This is a genomic window from Haloferax namakaokahaiae (assembly GCF_042663225.1).
Classification (GTDB): domain Archaea; phylum Halobacteriota; class Halobacteria; order Halobacteriales; family Haloferacaceae; genus Haloferax; species Haloferax namakaokahaiae.
This window is the reverse complement of record NZ_JBHTAA010000005.1, coordinates 1240589-1262680: the sequence shown is the minus strand read 5'-3', so window position 1 is coordinate 1262680 and position 22092 is coordinate 1240589. Positions and strand designations below refer to the sequence as shown.

Genomic DNA, 22092 nt, shown 5'->3' with positions numbered 1-22092 from the left:
GACTGCTTACGCCTCGGGTTGCGGTGCGGCGTCTTCTTGGACTTCTTCGACGAGTTCCTGCACGTCACCCTCGCGGATTTCGTTGTGGAGCAGGACGCTAATCGGGAGGGTCGGCGCACCGCTCACGAGGTCTTCGAGGATGATGAGGCGCTCCCGAGCGCGCGACATGCCGACGTAGAAGACGCGGCGTTCGTTGTCCGTGATGAGCGGGACGGGGTCGGTCGCCGAGGTGAACTCCTCGATACCGCGGGCTTCGAGTTCCTCGTCGGAGACGGAGGCGGCCATCTGCTCGACGACCTTCTCGGTCAGGTCGGTCGCCATGAACACGTGGTCGGCCTCACGACCCTTGGCGGAGTGAATCGTGCCGACGCGGACGCGGTTCGGGTCCATGTCCTGATACTTGCCGCCGAAGTAGGCATCGACGGACTTGCGCTGGAAACTCGTGACCTTGCGGACCATGTCGCTGGCCGACTGGCCGTCGGGGACGAACGGTGCGAAGTCCTTGATTTCGTCCACCGTGAATTCGAGTTCCGTGATGTCGTCTACGTCCTGTTCTTCTTTCCGCTCGTCGATGAGGTCGAACAGTTCGTCGCGCTCGTTGGTGCCGAACGCGGAGGATTTCAGCATGTCGGCGAGTCGCCGCGCTTGTAGGCCATCGACCGGTTCGCCCTCCGCGATTGCTTCGATTGCGCGGACGTACTGGGTGAGTCGGTCGGTCCACATGCGCTGGTCGGTGAGCGTCGAAAAGGGAATGCCGAGCGGGAGGAACTCGTCGATGAACTGGAACATCTGGTAGCGCGCACGGAACAGGAGCATCACGGTGCCTTCGTCCTGTTCGACCGTGTAGCGGACGTTCCGAGCGAGTTCGAGCATCGACGGGCCACTGATGGCTTCGACCGCGCCACCTTCTTTTCGCGGCTTCAGGTCCTTCTCTTGGCGCTTGTCGATGTGGCGAATCTCCCGGTTGACGACGTTGAGGACGTTCGACGGGAGGCGGTAGGAGTTGGGCAGCACCTCGTCCTCGTCGCGCTGGGCGTCGAGCAGCAGGTTCGGGTCGGCACCCTGCCACGCGTAGACGACCTGGTCGTCGTCGCCGGCGATGAGGACGCCCTTCATGTGGGGCTTCCACTCCTCGTACACGTCGTACTGGAGGGTCGTGATGTCCTGAAACTCGTCGATGATGAGGTAATCGACGTTGGGGACGAGCGCGCGCTGTTTGACGCGTTCGAGCATGTCTGCGAATCCGACGAGACCGTGTTCGCCCTTGTAGGCGCGCCACGCGCGGATTGCCTCGGGGATGTCCACGCGGTCGTCGCTGGAGGGCCACGTCGGCGTGTACTTGTTCCCCTCTTGGGCGTTCGGGTCGATTTCGGGCGGGAGACGAACTTCTTCGACGTTCCACTGGAACGGCACGTCGTACCAGTCGGCAACGTCGCGGCGAGTGCGCTGGAGCCACTGGCTGGTGGCGATGACTTTGTTGCCGATGGTGGTCGAACGCGAGGTTCGGCGGCCGCCGCCGTACTCGTCTTGATACTCCAGACCGTAATCCTCGCAGAACTCCTGTTTGTTCTTCTCGCCGACGACGTCGTTGCGCGAGAGACCGAGCAGTTCGTAGGCCTTCGCGTGCATCGTCGAGACGTTGCCCTTCAGCGAACGCGGGTTCACGTCGAGTCGCTCGGAGAGACGGTCACGAACCTCTGCGGCGGCGGCGCGCGTGTACGAGACGACGAGGATGTCGCGGACGCTCACGTCGTCTTGGTCTAAAATCAACTCGACCTTGTCGAGCAAGGCCGTGGTCTTCCCGCTCCCCGGTCCCCCGAACAGTCGGGTTACGGTCGGGTCGGATTCGCTCATTGTCCACGTTCAGGTTCTAACGTGTGATAAACGACGTGCTTCTCTCGGCGATGTAAACAGTGTCTCATCTGTGAGTGTCGCTGGCGCTCGCTGGTGGTGTAATCTGCGTCAAAAATCGACCCACGCGGGGTCGAATTGGTACTTAGGTGGTCAATCCGGAGTTCAAGCCTCGGGCAACCAGCCACAGACGGTGCATGTCGATGCACCTTGGCTGTGTAGCGCCCCGCACTCGGGGCACTGGAGTTTGTTATAAGATCGGTCCCAGCGTACCGGTTCTGTCTCGTGACCGCGGTCGGCCAAGAATTGGTCGAACATATCGTCACTGGGTGCTGAGGCCATACATGGCATGATAAGGCATACCACTATTTAATTCCTACGACCCCTCAGCCTTCATCTGCCAAAAACGGAGAGTATTCGCCTCAGCTAGAGGTTATACAGTGCGCTGTACTTCGCATCGACGTAGTCGAGGAAGTCGTCGGCGGCGAAATCGTCGCCCGTGGCGAGCTTCACGAGGTCGTTCGTCTCGTAGCGCCGCCCGCGCTGGTGGACGTTCTCGCGGAGCCACTCGCGCAGGTCTGCGAACTCGCCCGCGGCGATTTTCTCGTCGAGGTCGTCGATGTCCTCGCTCGCGGAGGCGAACAACTGCGCGGCCATAATCGACCCGAGCGAGTACGTCGGGAAGTAGCCGAAGTTGCCGTAGGCCCAGTGGATGTCCTGCAGACAGCCCTCGGTGTCGGTCTCGGGTCGAATGCCGAGGTACTCCTCGTACTTGTCGTTCCACGCCTCCGGCACGTCCTCGACGTCGAGTTCGCCCGAGATGAGCGCGCGTTCGAGTTCGAACCGAATCACGATGTGCAGGTGGTAGGTGAGTTCGTCCGCCTCGACGCGGATGAAGTTGTCCTCGTACACCTGATTGGCGGCCTCGTAGGCCTCCTCCACTGTTGCATCGATATCGGGGAAGTGCTCCGAGAACGTCGGCATGAAGTGCTCCCAGAAGCTCTTCGAGCGTCCGACGTGGTTCTCCCACAGGCGCGACTGCGACTCGTGGACCGAGAGGTTGCGACTCTCGCCGAGCGGCGTCCCGTAGTGTTCGTCCGGCAGGCCGAGCGTGTACAGGGCGTGGCCGAACTCGTGGATGGTCGAGAAGAGCGACCCGAGCGGGTCGGACTCGTCGTAGCGCGTCGTCACGCGGGCGTCGAACTGCGTGCCCGACGAGAACGGGTGCGGGGCGGTGTCGAGGCGGCCGCGCTCCCACGGGTAGCCCAAGGTGGAGAGCGCGTCGCGGGCGAGTTCCTCCTGCTCGTCGGCGGGATAGTCGCCTTTGAACGCATCGACGGCGAGTTCGACGTCGGACTCGCGGATGTCCGCAATCATCGGGACGAGCACTTCGCGCACTTCGGCGAGAATCTCCTCTGCTTGATCGAGCGGGAGACACGGTTCGTAATCCTCGAAGAGGACTTCGTAGGCATCGCGGTCAGGGTCGATGTATTCTGCATATTCGCGCTTGAGTTCGACGTGCTTCTCAAGATGCGGGGCGAACTTCGAGAAGTCGTCTTCGGCTTTCGCCTCCTTCCACGACGGAATCGCCTCCGACGAGGCGGCGGAAATCTGTTCGACCAACTCGCTCGGGACGCGTGCGGCACGCTCGTAATCGCGGCGGAGTTCGCGCACCACGTCCGCCTCTTCGTCAGAAAGGTCCGACGCTTCGACTTCGTCCAAGAGGTCGCCGAACTCGTCGTCCGTGAGGAGTTCGTGACTCAGCGCCGAGAGCGTGGACATCTGCTGGGAGCGCGCTGGCGTCCCTTCGTCGGGCATAATGACCTGCTGGTCCCACGAGAGTAACCCGGCCGCGTTCTGGATGTTTGCGACGCGTTTGTACTTCGCAAGCAGTCGGTCGTACGCCGACGCCTCTTCGGTGGAGGTTGCTGCCATCGACTGTGGGTGGGGTGGCCGTGGTAATAAATCGCAGGAGATGGGGATTCGACTTCGACGTTCCTTCGGGCGAACTCGTAGTCGTCAGCGTACTCTCTGGATGGCCGACGCGACAACGACCGAAAACAGGTACGTGTAGACGAGACCGATGCCCCACGTGAGTGGGAGACAACCAAGCGTTCTACACCCGACTGCGAACGACGTTTGTCTTCCCAACTCGGTGAACGGCCAGAGATACGGATTCCCGAGAATCGTTATCGAAGCCACGAACCCGCCGAGGAAGACGACGAACACCCCGATGGTCACCGGATGTAAAAACAGATTCTTCGACTTTTGCGCGACCATTTCATGATACTAAAAATATCAACTGCATAGCTTTTGTGTGGAGACGTGTCGGCTACCAACGCTTCGAAAGCCCCCGCACCGACAACTCCCGCGCTGACGCGCGCTCCTCGGCCTCCGGCCTGCGGTGCTCACGTCAGCGGGGTTCGTCCTCGGCGCGGCCCCTTTCAGTCCCACCCCGTGGATTGCTTGGTCGCCGTCGCCGCCGGTTGATTCGAAATCGTCGCCGCCGACTGCTCACCTCTCGTCGCCCTGAGGTTCTACCAGTCCGCCACGATATCCCGATACGTCTCGTAACACCGCTCCAGTACGTCCACAGAGACGCTCTCGTTCTTCGTGTGGGCCTCGCCGGGCGAAGATGGTCCGTAGACGACACACGTCGTCCCTTCCTCAGCCAACCACCCCGCGTCGGTCGCGTGGGGCTTCGTCACCTGCTGTGGGCTCTCGTCGCCGCGTCTTTCGTGAACCTGCTTCGCCACGTCGAAGACACGCTCCGCAAAGTCGGCGTCGTCGCAGGCCATCGGCGGGAGGTCCTGTTCGACCACCCACTCGACGCCCTCGATTGCTTCCGTCTGTTCGAGGTCGGCGTAGCCGCCGGGAACCGTGCGCTCGTCGATGACGACTTCGCACTCGTCGGGGATGACGTTCCACGCGGTCCCGCCGTCGATTCCGGTGACGGCGATGCTCCCAGAGACGCTGTTTCCAAGGACTTCCGAGTCGGGCACGTCTAACTCTCGAACGATGTCCACCGCGTCGCTGGCGCGGTAGATGGCGTTCTCGCCCTTCTCGGGTTCGCTGGCGTGGCACGCCGTCCCCGAGACTTCGAGGACGCTCGCCCGACGGCCGCGATGGGCGACTACGAGGTCGGTTCGGTTCGGTCCCGAGTAGTTCGTGGAGCCTTCGGCGACGACGGCGTAGTCGATTTGTAGTCCTTCTTCGAGCGCCGCTCGAACGCCGATGCCGCCCAACTCCTCGCCGACGAACGAGGCGAAGACGACTTCTTGGCTTGCCTCGGCGGCCGCGTCACGGAAGGCGAGCATGGCGGCCACGTCCGCGCCTTTCATGTCGGCCGATCCGCGGCCGTAGATTCGCCCATCCTTCGTCTCGACGACGTACTCGCCGTCGTCGGTCGTCTGGCGCTCGGCGGGCGGGACCACGTCGTGGTGGCCGACGAGCGCGAGCGACTCGCCCTCTCCCGCGTTGACGCGAGCGAAGACGTTGCCTGCCTCGTCGCGGGTCACCTCGGCGTCGGTCTCCGCGCGGAGCCACGACTCCATGAAGTCGCCCGCGGCGGTCTCGTCCTCGTGACTCGGAATCGACACGAGGTCCACCGTCAGGCTCGAAAGTTCGTCCATGGCTGGTGGAGGTGACACCTCGTGAAAAGCGTGGCCAATGCGGACAGTTCGCAGGATTTCGCACACCCGCGTGGACGCGCTACCTACAAGCCTTATCCGTGCGCCATGCAAATCGGAGTTCATGAAGATAGTGCCGGACACGAGCGCGGTCATCGACGGTCGCGTGTCCGAGCGAGTCGAGGAAGGTACGTACGCGGGTGCCGATATTCTGGTGCCCGAAGCGGTCGTCAGCGAGCTGGAGTCGCAAGCCAACGACGGACGCGACACCGGATGGGACGGACTTTCTGAGTTGCAGCGCCTCGCCGAGTTCGCCGACGAGGGCGAGATTTCGCTCCAGTACCTCGGTCGGCGTCCGACCTCGGACGAGACGAAGGGTGCCCGCGAGGGCGACATCGACGCGCTCATCCGCGATTTCGCCGCCGAACACGACGCCACGTTGCTCACGAGCGACAGCGTGCAGGCCGAGATTGCCAAGGCCAAGAACCTCTCTGTCGAGTACGTCGATGCCGTCGTTCGCGGCTCTGGCGGTCTCATCATCGAGCAGTTCTTCGACGACCAGACGATGTCCGTCCACCTCAAGACCGACACGAAGCCGAAAGCCAAACGCGGCGACGTCGGCGACATGCACTACCGCATCATCGACGAGGAAGTCACCGGCGAGAGCACGATGCGCGAGTGGGCCGACGACATCGTCAACTCCGCCCGCGCCTCCCCGGACGGCTTCATCGAACTCTCCGAACCGGGCATGAATATCGTCCAGTTCCGCGACTACCGCATCGCCATCGCCCGCCCGCCCTTCGCGGACGGCATCGAAATCACGGCGGTCCGACCAATCGTCAAGACGGACCTCGACGACTACGAGTTCGCCGACGAACTCCGAGACAGACTCGCCGAACGCCAGCGCGGCGTGCTCATCGCCGGGTCGCCCGGTGCAGGGAAGTCCACCTTCGCGCAGGCTGTCGCCGAATTCCTGAACAACAGCGACTACGCGGTCAAGACGATGGAGAAACCGCGCGACTTGCAGGTCGGTCCCGAAATCACGCAGTACACCGCACTCGCCGGCGACATGGCCAAGACGGCCGACTCCCTCCTCCTCGTCCGCCCCGACTACACCATCTACGACGAGGTCAGAAAGACGAAGGACTTCTCGGTCTTTGCGGACATGCGCCTCGCCGGCGTCGGGATGGTCGGCGTCGTCCACGCCACCCGCGCCATCGACGCGCTCCAGCGTCTCGTCGGCCGCGTCGAACTCGGTATGATTCCACAGGTCGTAGACACCGTCGTCTACATCGAGGCCGGACAGGTCCACACCGTCTACGACGTGACGACGCAGGTGAAAGTGCCCGAGGGTCTCGCTGCCGAGGACCTCGCCCGCCCGGTCATTCAGGTACGCGACTTCGAGACGAGTACGCCGAAGTTCGAGATTTACACGTTCAACCGGCAGGTCGTCACCGTCCCGCTCGGCGACGGCGGCGAGAAGAGCGAGACCGGCGTCTCCCGACTCGCGCGACAGGAAATCGAGCGTGAGATTCGCTCTATCGCCCGCGGTCACGTCGATGTCGAACTGAAGAACCAGAACCGCGCTGTCGTCTACGTCGATGACGACGACATCTCCTACGTCATCGGCAAAGGCGGCGGTCGAATCTCCGACGTGGAAGAGCGCCTCGGTATCGAAATCGACGTCCGAACGCACGACGAGAACCCCTCGAACAAGGCTCCGGGCGTGGGCGGTTCGGGCGGTTCCGGTGGGTCGGGCGGGTCGCCGTCAGGGACGAACGCCGAGCCATCGGGTGGTCTCGTCGTCACGCCCGAAATCACCTCTCGGCACGTCATCATCCGGATGGACGGCCACGTCGGCGAGACGGTCGAAGTGCGGGCGGACGACCAGTACCTCTTCACGGCGACGGTCGGCCGCGGCGGCGACATTCAGGTCTCGCGCGGGAGCGCCATCGCTGACGAGCTAGAGAACGCAATCGACCGAAAGATGCAGATTACGGTCGTCCCGGCCTAACCGGAACGCCCCGTGCCCTGATTTCAGTGTGTGGATATGGTTCGACGCGTCGCAACGGAGAACAGAGTGCGAAGCGGCGGACGATTCGTTACTCGACGCAGCAGGCGTTTTCTTTGCCGCCGTCGGCTTTGACCTTCGCTTCCTGCTCTGGTGCGCCGTCGGTGAGTTGATAGAGGTTCTGCCGAGCGTCGGCGAAGTAGACGTCTTCATCGACGATGTCGATGCCTTCCAGTCGTTCGAGTGCGTAGCGGACGGTTCGCGCAGAGAGCATCGACTCTTCGACGATGCCTTTCTGGGTCAACGGACCGTTGTATTCGAGTACTTTGAAAACAAGCTTCGCACTCGGTGGGAGTTCATCGAGACTCTCCTCTTCTGTTCCAGCCATCGTTACGAATTGAAAGCCGCGAGAAGCTTAAATCTTCTTGGCGGCGACTAGCCGACAACGCTATATCGCCTGCGGGACGGCAGGAACGAACGCCTTTTCATGCCCGATATCGCAGTGGAACACATGGCTACGGAAACGCAGACCGGTCTCTCCAAGCACATTCGGGGAGTGACGGTTACAACACTCGCCTGTCTCGCCGGTGTGGCCGCCGCGATGGTCTCCGGTGTGCTGGTGGGGACAACTGCCGCCGCCGCGACGAACAACGTGGCTGTGGGCGTCCTCGGGGCGTTCGTGCTCGCACAGTTCCCCGTACTTCGCGTCCTCGGCATCGACGTGAACGGGTTCGGTGTGAAAGACTACCTGTACATCGTCTTCATGACGTTCTCGCTCTGGTTCATCTCGTTCGCCATCCTGCTCACCTCGGGTGTTCAGCTCTAACCATGGCAGACCACAGTATCGCCGTCGTCGATCTCGACCGGTGTTCGCCGGACCGATGTAGCTACGAGTGTTCGAACTTCTGTCCGCCCAACCGGACGGGCAAGGAGTGCATCACGCTCCGTGGCGAAGACGCCGAACAGGGCGGTCCCGACCAGGTCCGCATCTCCGAGGAAATCTGTCTCGGAGAGACCTGCGGTATCTGCGTCGAGAAGTGCCCGTTCGACGCCATCGAAATCATCAACCTCCCGTCCGAACTCGACGAAGAGCCGACCCACCGCTACGGCGAAAACGCCTTCGCGCTGTACGGCCTGCCGGTGCCCGAACCCGGTTCGGTGACGGGTATCCTCGGTCCCAACGGAATCGGTAAAACGACCGCCGTCCACGGCCTCGCCGGCGAGATGGTCCCCAACCTCGGCAACTACGACGACGAACCGTCGTGGGAGGCGGTCCTCGACCGCTTCCGCGGGACCGAACTGCAGAACTACATCTCGCGGCTTCGAGAGGGCGAGGTGTCGGTCGCACGCAAACCCCAGTACGTGGACCAGATTCCCAAGCAGTTCGACGGCAAAGCCCGCGAACTCCTAGAGGCGACCGACGAGCGAGGCGCGCTCGACGAGTACATCGACCGCCTCGATATCGGCCCCGTCGTGGACAACGACATCGACACGCTCTCCGGCGGCGAACTCCAGCGCGTCGCGCTCGCCGCGACGCTCGCCCGCGACCGCGACTTCTACTTCCTCGACGAGATTTCGCCCTACCTCGACATCGGCCAGCGCGTCACCGCGGCGCGTCTCATCCGCGAACTCGCCGAGGACGAGGACCGCGCCGTGCTCGTGGTCGAACACGACCTCGCAATCCTCGACTTGCTCGCCGACACGCTCCACGTCGCCTACGGTGAACCCGGGGCGTACGGTGTCATCACTGACCCCAAGTCGGTCCGCAACGGCATCAACGAGTACCTGAAGGGCTACCTCTCGAACGAGAACATGCGGATTCGCCCCGAGGCGATTACCTTCGAGGAACACGCCCCGCGCGAGACCACGAAGGCCGAACCCCTCATCGAGTACCCCGATATGTCCAAGTCCTACGGCGAAGGCGAGTTCTCGCTCGACGTCGATGCCGGGACCATCTACAACGGTGAAGTGCTCGGTATCGTCGGCCCGAACGGGATTGGTAAGTCCACGCTGGCGAAGATGTTCACGGGTGCACTGGAGCCGGACGAGGGCGAACTCGACTTCGCGCTCGACATCTCCTACAAGCCGCAGTACGTCGAAATCGACCAGCCGATGCGCGTCGATGCGTTCCTGTCGTCTATCACGGACCAGTTCGGCTCGTCGTACTGGAACACCGAGGTGGCGAACCCGCTGCAACTCAACCGCATCATGGAGCGCAACCTCACCGACCTCTCCGGCGGCGAGCGCCAGCGCGTCGCCATCGCGGCGTGTCTCTCGCAGGACGCCGACCTCTACCTGCTGGACGAACCGTCTGCTCACCTCGACGTCGAACAGCGCGTGCAGGCCACCTCCGCGATTCGCCGCTACGCCGAGAACCACGACGCGACGGTCATGGTCATCGACCACGACATCTACATGATGGATCTGCTCGCCGACCGCCTGATGGTCTTCGACGGCCAACCCTCCATCGAGGGCCACGCCACGAAGCCACAGGAGATGCGCGACGGCATGAACGACTTCCTGTCGGACCTCGACATCACGTTCCGCCGCGACGAGCGCACCCAGCGCCCGCGCATCAACAAGCCCGACTCGCAACTCGACCGCGAGCAGAAGCGCTCCGGCGAGTACTACTACGCGAACTGACCGACCCGCGTTTCCGTCCGTTCACCTTCTCAGTTTCCACCTTTTCACCACTCTCACCACGTTACACCCGTGTTACGAGGGTCGCTTTGTACGTCCACCGCGAAGAGTGAGTATGTCAGATACCTCATCCGAGACCGGTGTGCTCCCCGCCGCCTCACACCTCGGCCGAATCGCCCTTCGCGTCGGTTCGCTCGACACGCTGGTTCCCTTCTACCGCGACGTACTCGGGTTCGAAGTCGAACGAACCGACTCACGAGCAACCCTCTCGGCGGGACACAATCCAGTCGTCGTCCTCGACGAGGCTCCGGATGCCCCGCCTCGCGCCCGCGACGAAGCGGGACTCTTCCACCTCGCAATTCGCGTCCCGACCCGCGCGGCGCTCGGTGACGCACTCCGGCGTATCCGCGACGGGGCGCAACTCTCGGGCGCGTCGGACCACCTCGTGAGCGAGGCGCTCTACCTCCGCGACCCGGAAGGAAACGGCATCGAAGTCTACTGGGACCGCGCGAAATCCGAGTGGCCGCACAACGACGACGGAACGGTTGCGATGGACACCTTGCCGCTCGCGCTCGACGACGTGCTCGACGAAGCCGCAGGCGACGACTCGCTTCCGGCGGGGACCGACCTCGGGCACGTCCACCTCGAAGTCACCGACCTCTCGCAGTCGGTCGAATTCTACACCGAGGCGTTGGGCATGAACCTCCGCAACGACACCTATCCGAGCGCGGCGTTCGTCGCCGCTGGCGACTATCACCACCACGTCGGCCTGAATCGCTGGAACGACCGTCGAACGGGAGTCACAGACGGCCGCGGCATCGAGTGGTTCGAAGTCGTCGTCCCCGACGCGGACGCTCTCGATGTCGTGAGCGACGCACTCGGCAACGCTGGATTCGACGTGCGCACGTCGGAGGAGGCGGCCGTTGTCACGGACCCCGATGGTATCGAAGTTCGGCTGATTCAGGCCGACTAACCGGTCACATCGCCCGAACGAACCGTTTTGTCGCTGGTCGTCGAATCTCTGTGTATGAACTCAGACGCAGGGAGCGACGCGTCGGTCGGACTCACGCTGCGGAGTCCGGCGTTCGACGATGGGAGCGAGATTCCACGAAAGCACGGCTACACGGAGCGGAACATCAGCCCGCCGCTCGAATGGAGTGGCGTCCCGACCGAAGCGGCGTCGCTGGCGCTGGTGGTGGACGACCCCGACGCGATGGAACCCGCCGGGCAGGTGTGGGACCACTGGGTCGTCTGGAACATCGACCCAGCGACCAGCGAGATTCCAGAAGGGACCACCCCTTCCGAGGCCGACGAAGGGACGAACAGCTACGGAACGCGCGGCTACGACGGCCCGAACCCGCCGGACGGCGAGCACACCTACCAATTCGTCCTCTACGCGGTCGATAGAAAACTCCCGCTCGAACCGGGTGCGACGAAGGCGCACCTCGAACGGCAGATAGAGGGTCACGTCATCGACGAGGCGCGACTCACCGGGACGTACGCGCCGTAGCGTACTTCTCGTCCACATTTCTCCCCGTACACATTCTTCCTACTCGACGCGCTCGACGACCGCTCCCGTCGCCCTCTCACGCAGTCTCACGTCGAACCCGAACGCGCGAATCACATCGATGTTCGTCCGCACGTGATTCGTCACCACTGGGACCGAAATCCCCCCGCCAGCCAGTGCGACCCAGACGAGCAGTTGGTCGGCCATGTACCGGTCGAGGGGTACGTCGCTCGCCGCCCAGTCGCGGAACTGTCCGACCGCCTGCGCGCCGACTCGCTCGGCTGGCATGCCCTTCTCGCCGTAGGCGTTGAATCCCACGACCGACTCGCCAGCGCGGGCGACGAGGACGACGACCGTTCCCGATGATGTGCTCTCGGCGTAGGTCGCAGACGACATGAGCGGTACCTCGACATCGGTCTCGGCCAGCGCGTTCTTCACGCCCTCGATTTGTCGATGAGCGACGTTTCCCGACCGAAGCGACTCACTGGCGACCGAGTAACAGTCGAGCGCTGAAATCGGGTCTCGTGCCGAATCGAACGCCAGCCCCGTCGGGTCGGCGGGGTGAATCGTCATCACAACCCGGCCGCCGCCTGCGGGGTAGAAGCCACGTCGTCGCACGTCGAGGTCGAACTCGACGCCGAAGGCCGAACAGAGCGGTCGTTTGACGTACCGAAGGTAATCGACGGGCGGCGACCACCGAACGTCGGTGCCGCCGGTGACGGTGAGTTCGAGCGGGTCGTCGAGGGCGACGGCGACCGGAAGGACGGTCTCACAGACGAGCGTCGTACTGCCGGCGGTGCCGACATCGACGTGGATTGGCTCGGAGCGAACCGTCGTCGGGGAGAACCGGAGCTTCGATGAGCCTTCTTTCGCGCCTTCGACGCTGGCCTCGGAGACGGCTTCTGCGACCGAAACACAGGCGAGGTGCTGGGGTTTCAGGCCCGGAGTCGGCCGCGAGGCGCGAATCGAGGTCATCTCGAACGCCTCACCGGTCACGACCGAGAGCGCCAGTGCGGTTCGAAGGAGTTGGCCGCCGCCGTCGGACCCGTCGATTCGAATCATCGGCCGACTCGGTGAGCGTGTGGTATCGTCGGCGAACGAGTCGGCTGGAGAGGCATGCGTGAACGATGGCGAACCGAGCGGAAAAACGAGCGGGGTTCGGCGAAGTGTGGGTTCGGCGACGGTCGTCAGTGAATCAACCGGCTACACGTGCCGCAGAGGTTCTCTTCTTTCACGTCTACCTCGCGGACGGTCGGCGAGAAGGACATGACGCACTTGCTGTTGTCGCAGTGTTCCAGCCCGAACGTGTGGCCGATTTCGTGGACGACTTCCTTGCGAACGCGGTCGGAGAACACCTCGTCGGCGGGTTTGGTCGTGATGCCACCGTCGGAGGAGGTCTGGAGGCGGTACGTCGAGATGACAGAGCCGTTGCCGTTGAGATACGCGAGCCCGAAGACGTAGTTGCGTCGGCGGTAGTAGAGGTCTTTCGCGGTGATTCCGATGTTCTTCTCGCCGCGGCCGACTCGGCTCGCCAGTTCGATGAACTGCTCGGCCCGGTATTGGTTTCGACTTCGGTCAAACGCACCCTCGGGAATGGCCTGATTCGCGTGGACGGTCACGTCGCAGTCGTAGACGGACCGAAGCCCCGCGGAGGCCTCCCGCTTCACCCGGGCGGGAATGTCTCCGATAGGTACGATATCGACAAGCATAGCAGGCGTTAAGCGGTGGCCGGTGATAAATATCCCGCCGTGAGAAATTCGCTTCGAGACGCCATCGCCGCGCAGTTAGCCGATTACGAGCGAGTGCTCGAAGTCGGCATCGGCCGCAATCCCGATGTCGCCGAGTCAGTCGCCGCCCGCGGCGTCGAGGTGACCGCGGTCGATGTCCGCGAGTTTCCGGTCCCGGACGGCGTTCGACTGGTCATCGACGACGTGTTTTCGCGCGCGGACGCCGCCGGCCTCGGCCCGTACGCGGGCGTCGATGTCGTCTACGCGTTGAACCTTCCCATCGAACTCCATCGCCCCGTCGCGTCCATCGCGCGCCGCGCGGGTGCCGAGTTTTACTTCACCACGCTCGGCTACGACGAACCGTCAATTCCGGTCCGACGCATCTCGCTCGACGGCGACACGCTCTACGTCGCAGAGGAGCTGTCCGGACGAAGCTAACTCCTTAACTGCTGCACAGAAATCCAACCCGCGGCGACGACGGCGACTCCGAACAGCGCCGCGGCGAAGAACGCACTCTGCGTCCCGAGAATCGGCGAGAGTCCGAGTACGTCGGCGCGGGAGAGATAGCTCACGCCGAAGAAGACACCCACGACGACGACTGCCGCGCCGAGTCGCATCGCAACCTCTTCGAGAAAACTCCCGAAGCTCCTGTCGCGGGCCATACAGAACTTCCTCGTCGGAACCAGTTGATTCTGGTGCACACATCGACACGGCCGTTGGTTCCTTGAGAGGGACTCAACAGCGCTAAAAAAGAGTAAGGCACTTTTCGCTCCGCCCCTCGCATCTCGTATGAACGCGGACACTGTCGTCCTCGATATCGACGGCGTGCTACTCGACGTGGCCGACTCCTACCGGCGGGCGATAATCGAATCGGTCACGCGACTCCACGGCGAGACCATCGGCCGCGAGGACGTCCAACTGTTCAAGAACGCTGGCGGGTTCAACAACGACTGGGAACTCACCTACGCGGCCGCGCTGTACGTCCTCCTCTCCCGACAGACCGAGCTTTCCATCGCCGAATTCACCGACGCGATTCACGAGGCCGGCGGCGGGTTGGAGGCCGCGAAAGCGGTCGTCGAGGCCGAACTGGCCGACCCCAGTGTGGTCTTCGACCAGTGGAACCCCGACGAGTTGCGCGACGTGTTTCAGGCGCTCTACCTTGGCTCTGACCTCTTCGTCGAACTCGAAGGCCGCGAACCGCCGTTCGATGCTTCGGGCTACATCCACGACGAACCCGTGATTCTCCAGCAGGAGACGCTCGACTTCCTCGCCGACTACAACGTCGGCGTCGTCACCGGCCGCCCCGCCGCCGAGGCCGACATCGCGCTCGAACGCGCGGGCGTCGAACTCGACGGCGACCACCGATTCACGATGGACGACTGGGACCACGGCAAACCGCACCCGAAGGCGCTCGTGACCGTCGCCGAACGCCTCGGTTCGGAACAAATCATCTTCGTCGGCGACACCCTCGACGACGTGAAGACGGCGCTCAACGCCGAGGCCGCGGACGACTCGCGGGTCTACTACGGCGTGGGCGTCCTCTCCGGCGGCCTCACGGGTGACGACGGCCGACAGAAGTTCTCGGAAATCGGTGCCTCGGCGGTCATCGAGGACGTGAACGAATTACCGCAACTCCTCGACCGATGAGCGACTTCCGCGTCTTCGTGATGACGTTGCTCGCGTTCGACGCAATCATCGTCGCCGTCGGGTCGCTCGTCCTCCCGCCGGACGCGGCGAGTCAGGTGTTTCTCATCGCGCCGGCGCTGCTCACCGCGCCGGTCATCGCGTGGTGGTTGGTGTACCGAGACGGGTTCGCGCGGTTGCAGGGTGCGGTGGAGTCGGACGAGGAATAGACACAGGCAGAACCGTCCGGTCGCGTAATTCTTTAGCACACCCCGTCCCCTCTACGACGTATGCGAATTGCACTTCTCGGCGGCACCGGCGACATCGGCGAAGGACTCGCTCTGCGCTGGGCCTACGACACGGACCACGAGGTCATCATCGGCTCCCGCGACCCCGAAAAGGCGCGCGAGAAGGCCGACGAGTACGAGACCGAACTGTCGAGTCGCGGCCGCGACGTGAAGATAAACGGCTTCACCAACGAGATGGCCGCCGACCGCGCGAGCGTCGTCGTCCTCTCGGTGCCGCCGTACCACGTCGCCGACACCATCGAATCGGTCTCGGGTTCGCTCTCGGAAGGCGACGTGCTCGTCACGCCCGCGGTGGGCATCAAGCGCGACGACGACGGCTTCCACTACCACGCGCCCAAAGCGGGAAGCGTCACGGCCCTCGTCACCGACGCCGCACCAGAGGGCGTTCCGGTCGTCGGCGCGTTCCACAACCTCCCTGCGGCCCGACTCGCCGACCTCGATTCGGACCTCGATATCGACACGCTGCTCATCGCTGACGACGACGACGCGAAAGAGACGGTTCGACTCCTCGCGGACGGTATCGAGGGACTCCGCCCGCTCGACGCCGGTGGACTGGCGAACGCCAGCGAAATCGAGGCGCTCACGCCGTTGCTCATCAACGTCGCCCACAACAACAAGGGACTGAACGACCTCGGCGTGCGGTTTCAGTAGACCGAAGAACCCGACTCGGGCCGGTGCAGGCCGGTTCTGGTCAGTTCAGAACCGACTTTTCAGCTCTTCTCGCAGTTCGTCGAGCGACACGTCTTTCATCGACAGCAACACCAGCAGGTGATAGACGAGGTCGGCGCTCTCGTAGCGCAGTTCGTCGATGTCGTCGTCTTTCGCCGCGAGAATCGTCTCGGTCGTCTCCTCGCCGAGTTTTTCGAGGACGTAGTTCTCGCCTTTCTCGTGAGTGAAGAGCGACGTCGTGTAGGAGTCCTCCGGCAACTCGGCCTTGCGAGACTCGATAGTCGAAAAGAGTTCGTCGAGCACCTCGTCGGTCGGCGTGTCGGCGTCCATACCCGCGAGTTGCGGGGTGAGAACTAAATACGCGTGGAATTCGACTCAGGCTTCGTCAGGCTTCGACCGCCAACTCCTCGAAGAACGCGAGGTCGTGAAGGCGGCTATCGGGCGTCAGTTCGGGGTGGAACGAGGTCCCGATGATGGGACCATCGCGGACGGCGACGGGGTTGCCGTCCCACTCGGCGAGGATTTCTACGCCGTCGCCAACCTCGTCGATGAGGGGCGCGCGGATGAACACGGCGGGGAAGGGCGAGTCCAGCCCCTCGACGTCGAGCGGGGCTTCGAAGCTATCGACCTGCCGGCCGAAGGCGTTGCGGTCAACCGTCACGTCGAGCAGGTCGAGCGTCTGGACGCGCTCGTCTTTGGCGTCCCGGGAGGCGACGATGAGACCGGCACAGGTGGCGAGAATTGGTTTACCGGCTTCGACGTGGGCCTCGATTTCCTCGTCGATGCCCTCGCGCGCGAGGAGTCGGGAGATAGTCGTGGACTCCCCGCCGGGCATCAACAGCACGTCGCAGTCGGTGACGAGTCCGGACTGACGGATTTCGACGATATCGGCCGCGACACCGTGTGCCGCCGCGGCGTGTTCGATAGCGGCGGCGTGCTCGGAGACGTCGCCCTGAACGGCGATGACACCGGCGCGTAACGTGGTCATAGATTGGACTCGGAAACGCGAGAACAAAAAGCGTCCGTTCGGGTTTCTGTCGTTAGAACGCGAGGGCGTTCAGCACCAGGATGCCGATGCCGAAGAGGGTTCCCGCGGCGACGATGGCTTTCGGGTCGAGACGAATCGCGTTGCGGTCCTCGGCGTCGAAGTACCGAACGAGACCGGCACTCGACATCAGGCCGCCGCTGTTCTGGCCTTTGCTCATGTCTCACCCTCTGTACGTGCCCTGCCTAAACGTTTCGGCTCGGTGCGAGCGACGGTGAGTAATCCTTATGCACCGAGGCAAGCAAGATGCGGCGGGATACCATGACTGTTCGACTCCTCGACTTCTATGCGGACTGGTGTGGACCGTGCAAAACGCAAGACCCGATTCTCGACGAACTCGAAGCCGACTTCGAGGCCGTCGAGTTCGAGAAGGTAGACGTAGACGACGAGCAGGACGTGGCCAACCAGTACCAGGTTCGGTCGCTTCCGACGCTCATCATCGAGAACGACGACGGTATCGTTGACCGCTTCGTGGGCGTCACGCAGCGTGAGGATATCGAATCCGCACTGAAGCAGGCTGGCGCCTAAGCGTTCGACGACTTCGTTACACATCCTTCGAGACCAGCGCCCAGAGCCACAGCGCTCCGTCTCGCAAGCGTTATAGGAACGTGGTAGGGACTGTTGTGTATGGCTAACGACGCTGCGACGAAGCGGACGCTGGAGAAGCAGATCTGCATGCGCTGCAACGCGCGAAACTCGAAGAAGGCAAAGAGCTGCCGCAAGTGCGGCTACAAGCACCTTCGACCCAAGTCGAAGGAACGCCGCGCGGCCTAACTGGTCTGTCTTTTCCTTCTTACTGCCGATACAACCCGACGAGTACCGCCAGCAGTGCAATCTGTACGATTTTGTCCACGACGCCGCCGATACCGAAGACGTTCGGCCAGTTCAACACGAGATAGAGGAGAATTTGGCCGAGGACGAACGGGATTCCGAGACCGATAGCGAGGCGTCGCGCTCGCTCACTCCCGCGAAGGACGGCGACGATGCCGGCCGCGAACCCCGCCGCCGCGCCGATAAAGGCGATAGCCAGCGGGTCGGCGAGATTCGACGCGAGCGCCGCGGCCCCGAGGACGAGGTGAATCAGCCCTGTCACCCCCGCGAGGAGGACGCCGACGTAATCGAGGCGGGTGAGTGGTTGGCGGACGGTCCCGTTCGTCGCCATCTCACCCCTCCGGATACTTCGGTTTGCGCTCTTTCGCCCGACGGAGCGCTCGCTCGATGACGTCGCGGACGCTGTCGCCCTTTGCTTCGTTCGTGAACACGTCGCCGTGGCCGGCGTACAGTGCTTCGACGTTCTCGGGGAGTCGTTCGAGGAGCGTTTCGAGGCTCTGGATGAGTCGCTCGCGCGACTGGCCGGACATGTCTGTCCGCCCGAAACTGCCGTCGTCGTACGCGCCGTCGTTGTAGACGATGACGTCGCCCGAGAAGAGCACGCGGTCGCTGACGAGCGCGACGTGGTCGGCGGCGTGGCCGGGGGTGTAGACGACTTCGAACGTCTCGTCGCCCATCTGGACCTCGTCGCCGTCGTCGAGATTGTGGGTTCGGAGCGGGTGGTCGCCGTAGGCGTACACTTCGGGGTCGAACCGCTCGACGACCGAATCGAGTCGGGCGATGTGGTCCGAGTGCTGGTGGGTGATGACGACTGCGTCGAGGTGGTCGGTGTGGTCTGCGACCACCGATTCGACGCCGTCCATCGCGCCGGCATCGACGAGGATGACCCGGTCGCCGAGGACGAGATAGGCGTTACAGGTGAACACCTCGGCGTCTGCCGTCACAGGAATAATTTCCATACTCCCTGTACGCGCCCGATGAAAAAAAGCCGTGGGCACCGGACATTCACGACCGACCGTCGGGTGCGCACCGCACACGCCGGCGGCCCTCCACCTCACCGCGACGGCCACACGGCAAATCACTTTTCCCGCTCAATCTCGTATACACACGTATGGGATTTGGGAGCTACGACGAATCAGAGCAGAGTTCTAACGACGTCGATTTCGACGAAGACGAGGGCGTGAACACCAGCGAATCGGAGCACGAAGGAACGGTTGACTTCGAAATCGGGGCCTCGAACGACGAGTTACTCGACCGCCTCGAAGAGATGAAAGAGGAGTGAACGCGGGGAGTGAAACCCGGCACTCGCGCGCTCGGAATCGCTGAATCCTACGGCGGAACCGAGCACGCGGAATCGACAGACAGCTCTATTCTTTCGACCCGCGATGCTGCCAGTGACGACGCGACACAGACCGACAGTGGTGACGCCCAACAGAGCACCGTCTGCGGCGCCGTCGTCCGCGCCGACCGGGTCGTCGATGGACTCTCGTTCGACCGTTGGACCGTCGGCGGCGACGACGCCACCGACGCCCTCTGTAGACTCTGGCGAGAACTGGACCGCGAAGACGTCCGCTACGTCCTCGTCTCGGGTATCGCCCCCGCGTGGTTCAACGTCGTGGACCTACACCGCGTCGCGGCCGAGACCAATCGACCAGTCATCTCCGTCTCGTTCGAGGCGAGCGACGGATTGGAAGCCGTGCTGACCGAACAGTTCTCCGGCCCAGCGCTCGACTGGCGACTCGAACGCTACCGCGACGCGCCTCCCCGCCAGCGACTCGAAGTCGATGGCGAGGAGGTGTTCGTCCGTGCAGTGGGATGCGACGACGACACGGCCGCTCGCGTCGTTCGTGCCTTCACGCCCGAGGGTGGGCGACCCGAACCACTCCGCGTGGCGCGCATGGCCGCTCGCGCGGCACACCAGTTCGGTGGGAATTAAGCGTCCGCCGTCTTCTTCCCACGCATGGAACACATGGAGGGCCTCTGCGTGACCGACTGCGAGCGATGTCCTGCGCTCGTAGAGTCACGAAGTCGCATCGTCAACGGCGTCGGTCCCGACGACGCCGACTTGCTGTTTCTCGGGGAGGCACCCGGCGCGAAGGAAGACGAAGGCGGCGAACCCTTCGTCGGCCGCTCTGGGAGTGTCCTCGACGACGCGCTCCGCGATGCCGGACTCGCCCGCCCCGACGTTCGCATCACCAACTGCGTTCGGTGTCGTCCCCCCGAGAACCGCGACCCGACGAGCGAGGAACTCTCGAACTGCCGCGGCTACCTCGCGCGCGAACTCGAACTCGTCGAACCGGAACTCATCGTGACGCTCGGGAAGGTGCCGTCGCAGAACCTTCTCGACCGAAGCGTCGCTATCACCTCCGAGTCCGGCTCGGTCGTGGACGTGCGACTCGGCGAGCGGTCGCATCGCGTCCTGCTCTCTGTGCACCCCGCGGCGACCCTTTACGACCGGAGTCAGCGCGAAGGCTTCTTCGAGACGATTGCTCGCGCGGCGGACCTCTCCGGACTCGCCGACTCGTCGAACGGGCAGGCCAGCCTCGGCGACTTCTGAGCGTTAGAGCGCGAACTCCGAGTCGGGTTCGGAGCCGACGCCGTCGTCGCTCCGGTCGGCTTCTGGAGGTTCGCCTCGCTTCTTCGCACGTTCGTCTCGTCTCTTCGCACGCGTGTGCTCGCGTACGTGAGACGCGATGTCGAGTACCGATTTCACGACGACCATCACGACCAGCGCCGCCGCGGGCGTCCCCGCACTTGCGACGAGAAAGGCCCCGCCGAGAATCGTCAGGTGGAGGACGATGACGCGCTTGTAGGGTTCGGACATCTGCCCGCCCGGCGAGATGTGGCGATACTCCTCGCGGCCGACGAAGTTCGTGAGGAGCGACCCCCCGTGCGTGACGAGTGTGATGCCCGCGGCGAGGAGGACAGAGACGAGCGGGACGCCGCCGGTCGACCCACCGGCGAACTGGTCGAACGACCAGACGAAGACGCCGTGGACGACCCAGAAGATGCCGTAGTGCATGGCGAAGAAGCCAGCGATTGGGACGTTCGAGAGGTAGAACTGTACTCCCTCTCGCGGGTTCTCCGGCGGCGAAACATCGACCTGTTGGCCGTTGATGGTCAGCGAGACGTTCGACCCGAACGTCCCGCTCTCGGTGCCGCTGGCGAGCAGAATCTTCGGAACGTTGAGCAGGCCAATCACGCCGCTTTCGAGCCAATAGACGACGAGCAGGGCTTTGAGACTCCAGCCGAACCAGAGGACGCCAGCGAGGGGAACGAGGTTCGCGGCCACCAACGCGAAGAGTGCAATCGGCGACGACGTTCGTGGTGACCACTGCATGTGAGTCGTATCGCACCCGGCCGAGAAAAAGCGTTGCCGCGCGAGACTGTCGGGTTACTCCCACATCGGGCGCGCTGGCTGACGACCGCGTGCTCGACGACGAGCAGGAAGATGACGAGGATGGTCGCCATCGTGTTCGTGTACTTGAACAGACCCCACTGGGTCTGAAGGATGGGGGCTATCGCCGAGACGGAAACTCACTTTGTGCTCCCCACGAAGGATGTGGTATGAGTACATCGAAGCCACCCGAGGAGACCCTCGCCGACGTGGTCATCGTCGATTACGGGCTTGGAAACCTCCGGAGCGCGATGCGCGGCCTCGAACGCGCCGGCGCGAACGTGACGATTTCGGACGACACGGCCGACTTCGCCGACGCGGACGGCATCGTCCTTCCCGGCGTCGGTGCCTTCTCCGAAGGTATGGAGAACGCCGGTCCGTTCCGTGATGCCCTCGCAGATGCCGCCGCGGACGGCACGCCAATTTTCGGCATCTGTCTCGGGATGCAGATGCTCCTTACCTCCTCCGAGGAGGCCGACCACGCCGGCGAGGGTGAAGTCGAAGGACTGGATTTCATCCCCGGCGACAACGTCAGATTCGCCGAGGGCCAGAAGGTGCCGCACATGGGCTGGAACGAACTCTCGGTGAGGCGCGACCACCCAATCGTCGAGGGTGTCGATGGGGAATTCGCCTACTTCGTCCACTCCTACTATGCGAAGCCCGACGACGAAGACGCCATCGTCGCAACCTCCGACTACGGCGTCGAGTTCCCCGCCGTCGTCGCCAACGAGGACGGGACGATTTTCGGCACGCAGTTCCACCCCGAGAAGTCCGGCGAGACCGGACTGACGATTCTGCGCAACTTCGTCGAATTCTGCGCGACTCGGTAGTTCGTTTCTCGACTCTCTCCGAGC

At 63.5% G+C, this 22092-nt stretch carries 30 protein-coding genes and 1 pseudogene; 15 read left to right on the top strand and 16 right to left on the bottom strand.

Annotation, left to right across the window (positions count from 1 at the left end):
• Positions 1 to 6 precede the first annotated feature (6 nt).
• The 5 genes from ACFQJC_RS14195 to ACFQJC_RS14175 form a co-directional block, all read right to left on the bottom strand.
• A complete protein-coding gene (locus ACFQJC_RS14195; protein ID WP_390224556.1) occupies positions 7 to 1854 on the bottom strand; it encodes a UvrD-helicase domain-containing protein in 1848 nt (615 codons plus the stop codon).
• A 162-nt stretch (positions 1855 to 2016) separates the two neighbouring features.
• The gene (locus ACFQJC_RS14190) at positions 2017 to 2193 is read right to left on the bottom strand and encodes an HVO_0416 family zinc finger protein (protein ID WP_390224554.1); all 177 of its coding nucleotides are present in this window, start codon (positions 2191 to 2193) and stop codon (positions 2017 to 2019) included.
• An 84-nt stretch (positions 2194 to 2277) separates the two neighbouring features.
• Positions 2278 to 3786: a carboxypeptidase M32 gene (locus ACFQJC_RS14185; RefSeq protein ID WP_390224552.1), complete on the bottom strand. Its 1509-nt coding sequence runs from the start codon at positions 3784 to 3786 to the stop codon at positions 2278 to 2280.
• An 84-nt stretch (positions 3787 to 3870) separates the two neighbouring features.
• The gene (locus ACFQJC_RS14180) at positions 3871 to 4131 is read right to left on the bottom strand and encodes a hypothetical protein (RefSeq protein WP_390224551.1); all 261 of its coding nucleotides are present in this window, start codon (positions 4129 to 4131) and stop codon (positions 3871 to 3873) included.
• A gap of 257 nt (positions 4132 to 4388) precedes the next feature.
• A complete protein-coding gene (locus ACFQJC_RS14175; protein WP_390224549.1) occupies positions 4389 to 5483 on the bottom strand; it encodes a M20 family metallopeptidase in 1095 nt (364 codons plus the stop codon).
• A 121-nt stretch (positions 5484 to 5604) separates the two neighbouring features.
• On the opposite strand from ACFQJC_RS14175, the gene ACFQJC_RS14170 reads away from it, so the two are divergent.
• A complete protein-coding gene (locus ACFQJC_RS14170; protein ID WP_390224547.1) occupies positions 5605 to 7494 on the top strand; it encodes a PINc/VapC family ATPase in 1890 nt (629 codons plus the stop codon).
• Between the two features lie 88 nt (positions 7495 to 7582).
• On the opposite strand, the gene ACFQJC_RS14165 is transcribed toward ACFQJC_RS14170, so the two are convergent.
• Positions 7583 to 7879: an ArsR family transcriptional regulator gene (locus ACFQJC_RS14165; RefSeq protein ID WP_390224546.1), complete on the bottom strand. Its 297-nt coding sequence runs from the start codon at positions 7877 to 7879 to the stop codon at positions 7583 to 7585.
• Positions 7880 to 8002: 123 nt separating this feature from the next.
• On the opposite strand from ACFQJC_RS14165, the gene ACFQJC_RS14160 reads away from it, so the two are divergent.
• The 4 genes from ACFQJC_RS14160 (at position 8003) to ACFQJC_RS14145 (ending at position 11641) form a co-directional block, all read left to right on the top strand.
• On the top strand, positions 8003 to 8317 hold the full coding sequence (locus ACFQJC_RS14160; protein WP_390224544.1) for an EMC6-like membrane protein: 315 nt from the start codon (positions 8003 to 8005) through the stop codon (positions 8315 to 8317).
• A gap of 2 nt (positions 8318 to 8319) precedes the next feature.
• Positions 8320 to 10134, top strand: coding sequence for a ribosome biogenesis/translation initiation ATPase RLI (locus ACFQJC_RS14155; RefSeq protein ID WP_390224542.1), 1815 nt, complete (start codon positions 8320 to 8322; stop codon positions 10132 to 10134).
• 112 nt (positions 10135 to 10246) lie between these two features.
• Complete coding sequence (locus ACFQJC_RS14150; RefSeq protein ID WP_390224540.1) at positions 10247 to 11104, top strand: VOC family protein; 858 nt, start codon at positions 10247 to 10249, stop codon at positions 11102 to 11104.
• A gap of 54 nt (positions 11105 to 11158) precedes the next feature.
• Positions 11159 to 11641, top strand: coding sequence for a YbhB/YbcL family Raf kinase inhibitor-like protein (locus ACFQJC_RS14145; RefSeq protein ID WP_390224538.1), 483 nt, complete (start codon positions 11159 to 11161; stop codon positions 11639 to 11641).
• 39 nt (positions 11642 to 11680) lie between these two features.
• Here ACFQJC_RS14145 and rtcA read toward each other — a convergent pair whose 3' ends face one another.
• Together rtcA and ACFQJC_RS14135 are read right to left on the bottom strand one after the other, a co-directional pair.
• Positions 11681 to 12700 carry an RNA 3'-terminal phosphate cyclase gene (gene rtcA / locus ACFQJC_RS14140; protein ID WP_390224536.1) on the bottom strand — a complete coding sequence of 340 codons (1020 nt, stop codon included), beginning with the start codon at positions 12698 to 12700 and terminating at the stop codon, positions 11681 to 11683.
• A 125-nt stretch (positions 12701 to 12825) separates the two neighbouring features.
• Complete coding sequence (locus tag ACFQJC_RS14135) at positions 12826 to 13347, bottom strand: archaemetzincin family Zn-dependent metalloprotease (RefSeq protein WP_390224534.1); 522 nt, start codon at positions 13345 to 13347, stop codon at positions 12826 to 12828.
• Positions 13348 to 13386: 39 nt separating this feature from the next.
• Between ACFQJC_RS14135 and ACFQJC_RS14130 the strand changes: the two genes are divergently transcribed.
• Positions 13387 to 13803, top strand: coding sequence for a UPF0146 family protein (locus ACFQJC_RS14130; RefSeq protein ID WP_390224532.1), 417 nt, complete (start codon positions 13387 to 13389; stop codon positions 13801 to 13803).
• Here ACFQJC_RS14130 and ACFQJC_RS14125 read toward each other — a convergent pair.
• A complete protein-coding gene (locus tag ACFQJC_RS14125; protein WP_390224531.1) occupies positions 13800 to 14027 on the bottom strand; it encodes a hypothetical protein in 228 nt (75 codons plus the stop codon). The genes ACFQJC_RS14130 and ACFQJC_RS14125 overlap by 4 nt on opposite strands.
• A gap of 127 nt (positions 14028 to 14154) precedes the next feature.
• Here ACFQJC_RS14125 and ACFQJC_RS14120 point away from each other — a divergent pair, with 127 nt between their 5' ends.
• From ACFQJC_RS14120 to npdG, 3 genes are read left to right on the top strand one after another with little or no spacing between them, the layout of a single operon-like run.
• The gene (locus ACFQJC_RS14120) at positions 14155 to 15012 is read left to right on the top strand and encodes a TIGR01548 family HAD-type hydrolase (RefSeq protein ID WP_390224529.1); all 858 of its coding nucleotides are present in this window, start codon (positions 14155 to 14157) and stop codon (positions 15010 to 15012) included.
• The gene (locus tag ACFQJC_RS14115; RefSeq protein ID WP_390224527.1) at positions 15009 to 15218 is read left to right on the top strand and encodes a DUF7534 family protein; all 210 of its coding nucleotides are present in this window, start codon (positions 15009 to 15011) and stop codon (positions 15216 to 15218) included. The genes ACFQJC_RS14120 and ACFQJC_RS14115 overlap by 4 nt, the downstream gene beginning before the upstream one ends.
• Before the next feature lie 60 nt (positions 15219 to 15278).
• Positions 15279 to 15947 (top strand): NADPH-dependent F420 reductase, encoded by a 669-nt coding sequence (gene npdG / locus ACFQJC_RS14110; protein ID WP_390224525.1) that lies wholly within the window; start codon positions 15279 to 15281, stop codon positions 15945 to 15947.
• 45 nt (positions 15948 to 15992) lie between these two features.
• Here npdG and hisE read toward each other — a convergent pair whose 3' ends face one another.
• Genes hisE through ACFQJC_RS14095 form a run of 3 tightly spaced genes read right to left on the bottom strand, consistent with a single transcriptional unit; the run spans position 15993 to position 17170 of the window.
• Positions 15993 to 16295: a phosphoribosyl-ATP diphosphatase gene (gene hisE / locus ACFQJC_RS14105; protein WP_390224523.1), complete on the bottom strand. Its 303-nt coding sequence runs from the start codon at positions 16293 to 16295 to the stop codon at positions 15993 to 15995.
• A gap of 55 nt (positions 16296 to 16350) precedes the next feature.
• Entirely contained in the window at positions 16351 to 16953 is a 603-nt protein-coding gene (pdxT, locus tag ACFQJC_RS14100; RefSeq protein WP_390224521.1) for a pyridoxal 5'-phosphate synthase glutaminase subunit PdxT, read from the bottom strand.
• A gap of 52 nt (positions 16954 to 17005) precedes the next feature.
• Positions 17006 to 17170 (bottom strand): preprotein translocase subunit Sec61beta, encoded by a 165-nt coding sequence (locus ACFQJC_RS14095; protein WP_390224519.1) that lies wholly within the window; start codon positions 17168 to 17170, stop codon positions 17006 to 17008.
• 86 nt (positions 17171 to 17256) lie between these two features.
• Here ACFQJC_RS14095 and ACFQJC_RS14090 point away from each other — a divergent pair, with 86 nt between their 5' ends.
• Both ACFQJC_RS14090 and ACFQJC_RS14085 read left to right on the top strand, forming a co-directional pair.
• Entirely contained in the window at positions 17257 to 17538 is a 282-nt protein-coding gene (locus ACFQJC_RS14090; protein WP_390224517.1) for a thioredoxin family protein, read from the top strand.
• A 99-nt stretch (positions 17539 to 17637) separates the two neighbouring features.
• On the top strand, positions 17638 to 17784 hold the full coding sequence (locus ACFQJC_RS14085) for a 50S ribosomal protein L40e (protein ID WP_390224515.1): 147 nt from the start codon (positions 17638 to 17640) through the stop codon (positions 17782 to 17784).
• Between the two features lie 19 nt (positions 17785 to 17803).
• On the opposite strand, the gene ACFQJC_RS14080 is transcribed toward ACFQJC_RS14085, so the two are convergent.
• Positions 17804 to 18172, bottom strand: a complete 369-nt coding sequence (locus ACFQJC_RS14080; protein WP_390224513.1) for a hypothetical protein — start codon at positions 18170 to 18172, stop codon at positions 17804 to 17806.
• 1 nt (position 18173) lies between these two features.
• The gene (locus tag ACFQJC_RS14075; protein ID WP_390224512.1) at positions 18174 to 18800 is read right to left on the bottom strand and encodes an MBL fold metallo-hydrolase; all 627 of its coding nucleotides are present in this window, start codon (positions 18798 to 18800) and stop codon (positions 18174 to 18176) included.
• 152 nt (positions 18801 to 18952) lie between these two features.
• Here ACFQJC_RS14075 and ACFQJC_RS14070 point away from each other — a divergent pair, with 152 nt between their 5' ends.
• Genes ACFQJC_RS14070 through ACFQJC_RS14060 form a run of 3 tightly spaced genes read left to right on the top strand, consistent with a single transcriptional unit; the run spans position 18953 to position 20398 of the window.
• Entirely contained in the window at positions 18953 to 19123 is a 171-nt protein-coding gene (locus ACFQJC_RS14070) for a DUF5786 family protein (RefSeq protein ID WP_390224510.1), read from the top strand.
• Positions 19124 to 19132: 9 nt separating this feature from the next.
• Entirely contained in the window at positions 19133 to 19777 is a 645-nt protein-coding gene (locus tag ACFQJC_RS14065) for an endonuclease dU (protein ID WP_390224508.1), read from the top strand.
• A 24-nt stretch (positions 19778 to 19801) separates the two neighbouring features.
• Positions 19802 to 20398, top strand: a complete 597-nt coding sequence (locus ACFQJC_RS14060; RefSeq protein ID WP_390224506.1) for a uracil-DNA glycosylase — start codon at positions 19802 to 19804, stop codon at positions 20396 to 20398.
• A 3-nt stretch (positions 20399 to 20401) separates the two neighbouring features.
• On the opposite strand, the gene ACFQJC_RS14055 is transcribed toward ACFQJC_RS14060, so the two are convergent.
• Positions 20402 to 21181, bottom strand: a complete 780-nt coding sequence (locus ACFQJC_RS14055) for a DUF6498-containing protein (protein WP_390224504.1) — start codon at positions 21179 to 21181, stop codon at positions 20402 to 20404.
• 65 nt (positions 21182 to 21246) lie between these two features.
• Positions 21247 to 21363 (bottom strand): annotated as a pseudogene (locus tag ACFQJC_RS14050) (phosphonate ABC transporter, permease protein PhnE); the annotation flags it as partial.
• A gap of 45 nt (positions 21364 to 21408) precedes the next feature.
• Between ACFQJC_RS14050 and hisH the strand changes: the two are divergent.
• Positions 21409 to 22068: an imidazole glycerol phosphate synthase subunit HisH gene (gene hisH / locus ACFQJC_RS14045; protein ID WP_390224502.1), complete on the top strand. Its 660-nt coding sequence runs from the start codon at positions 21409 to 21411 to the stop codon at positions 22066 to 22068.
• The last annotated feature ends 24 nt before the right edge of the window (positions 22069 to 22092 follow it).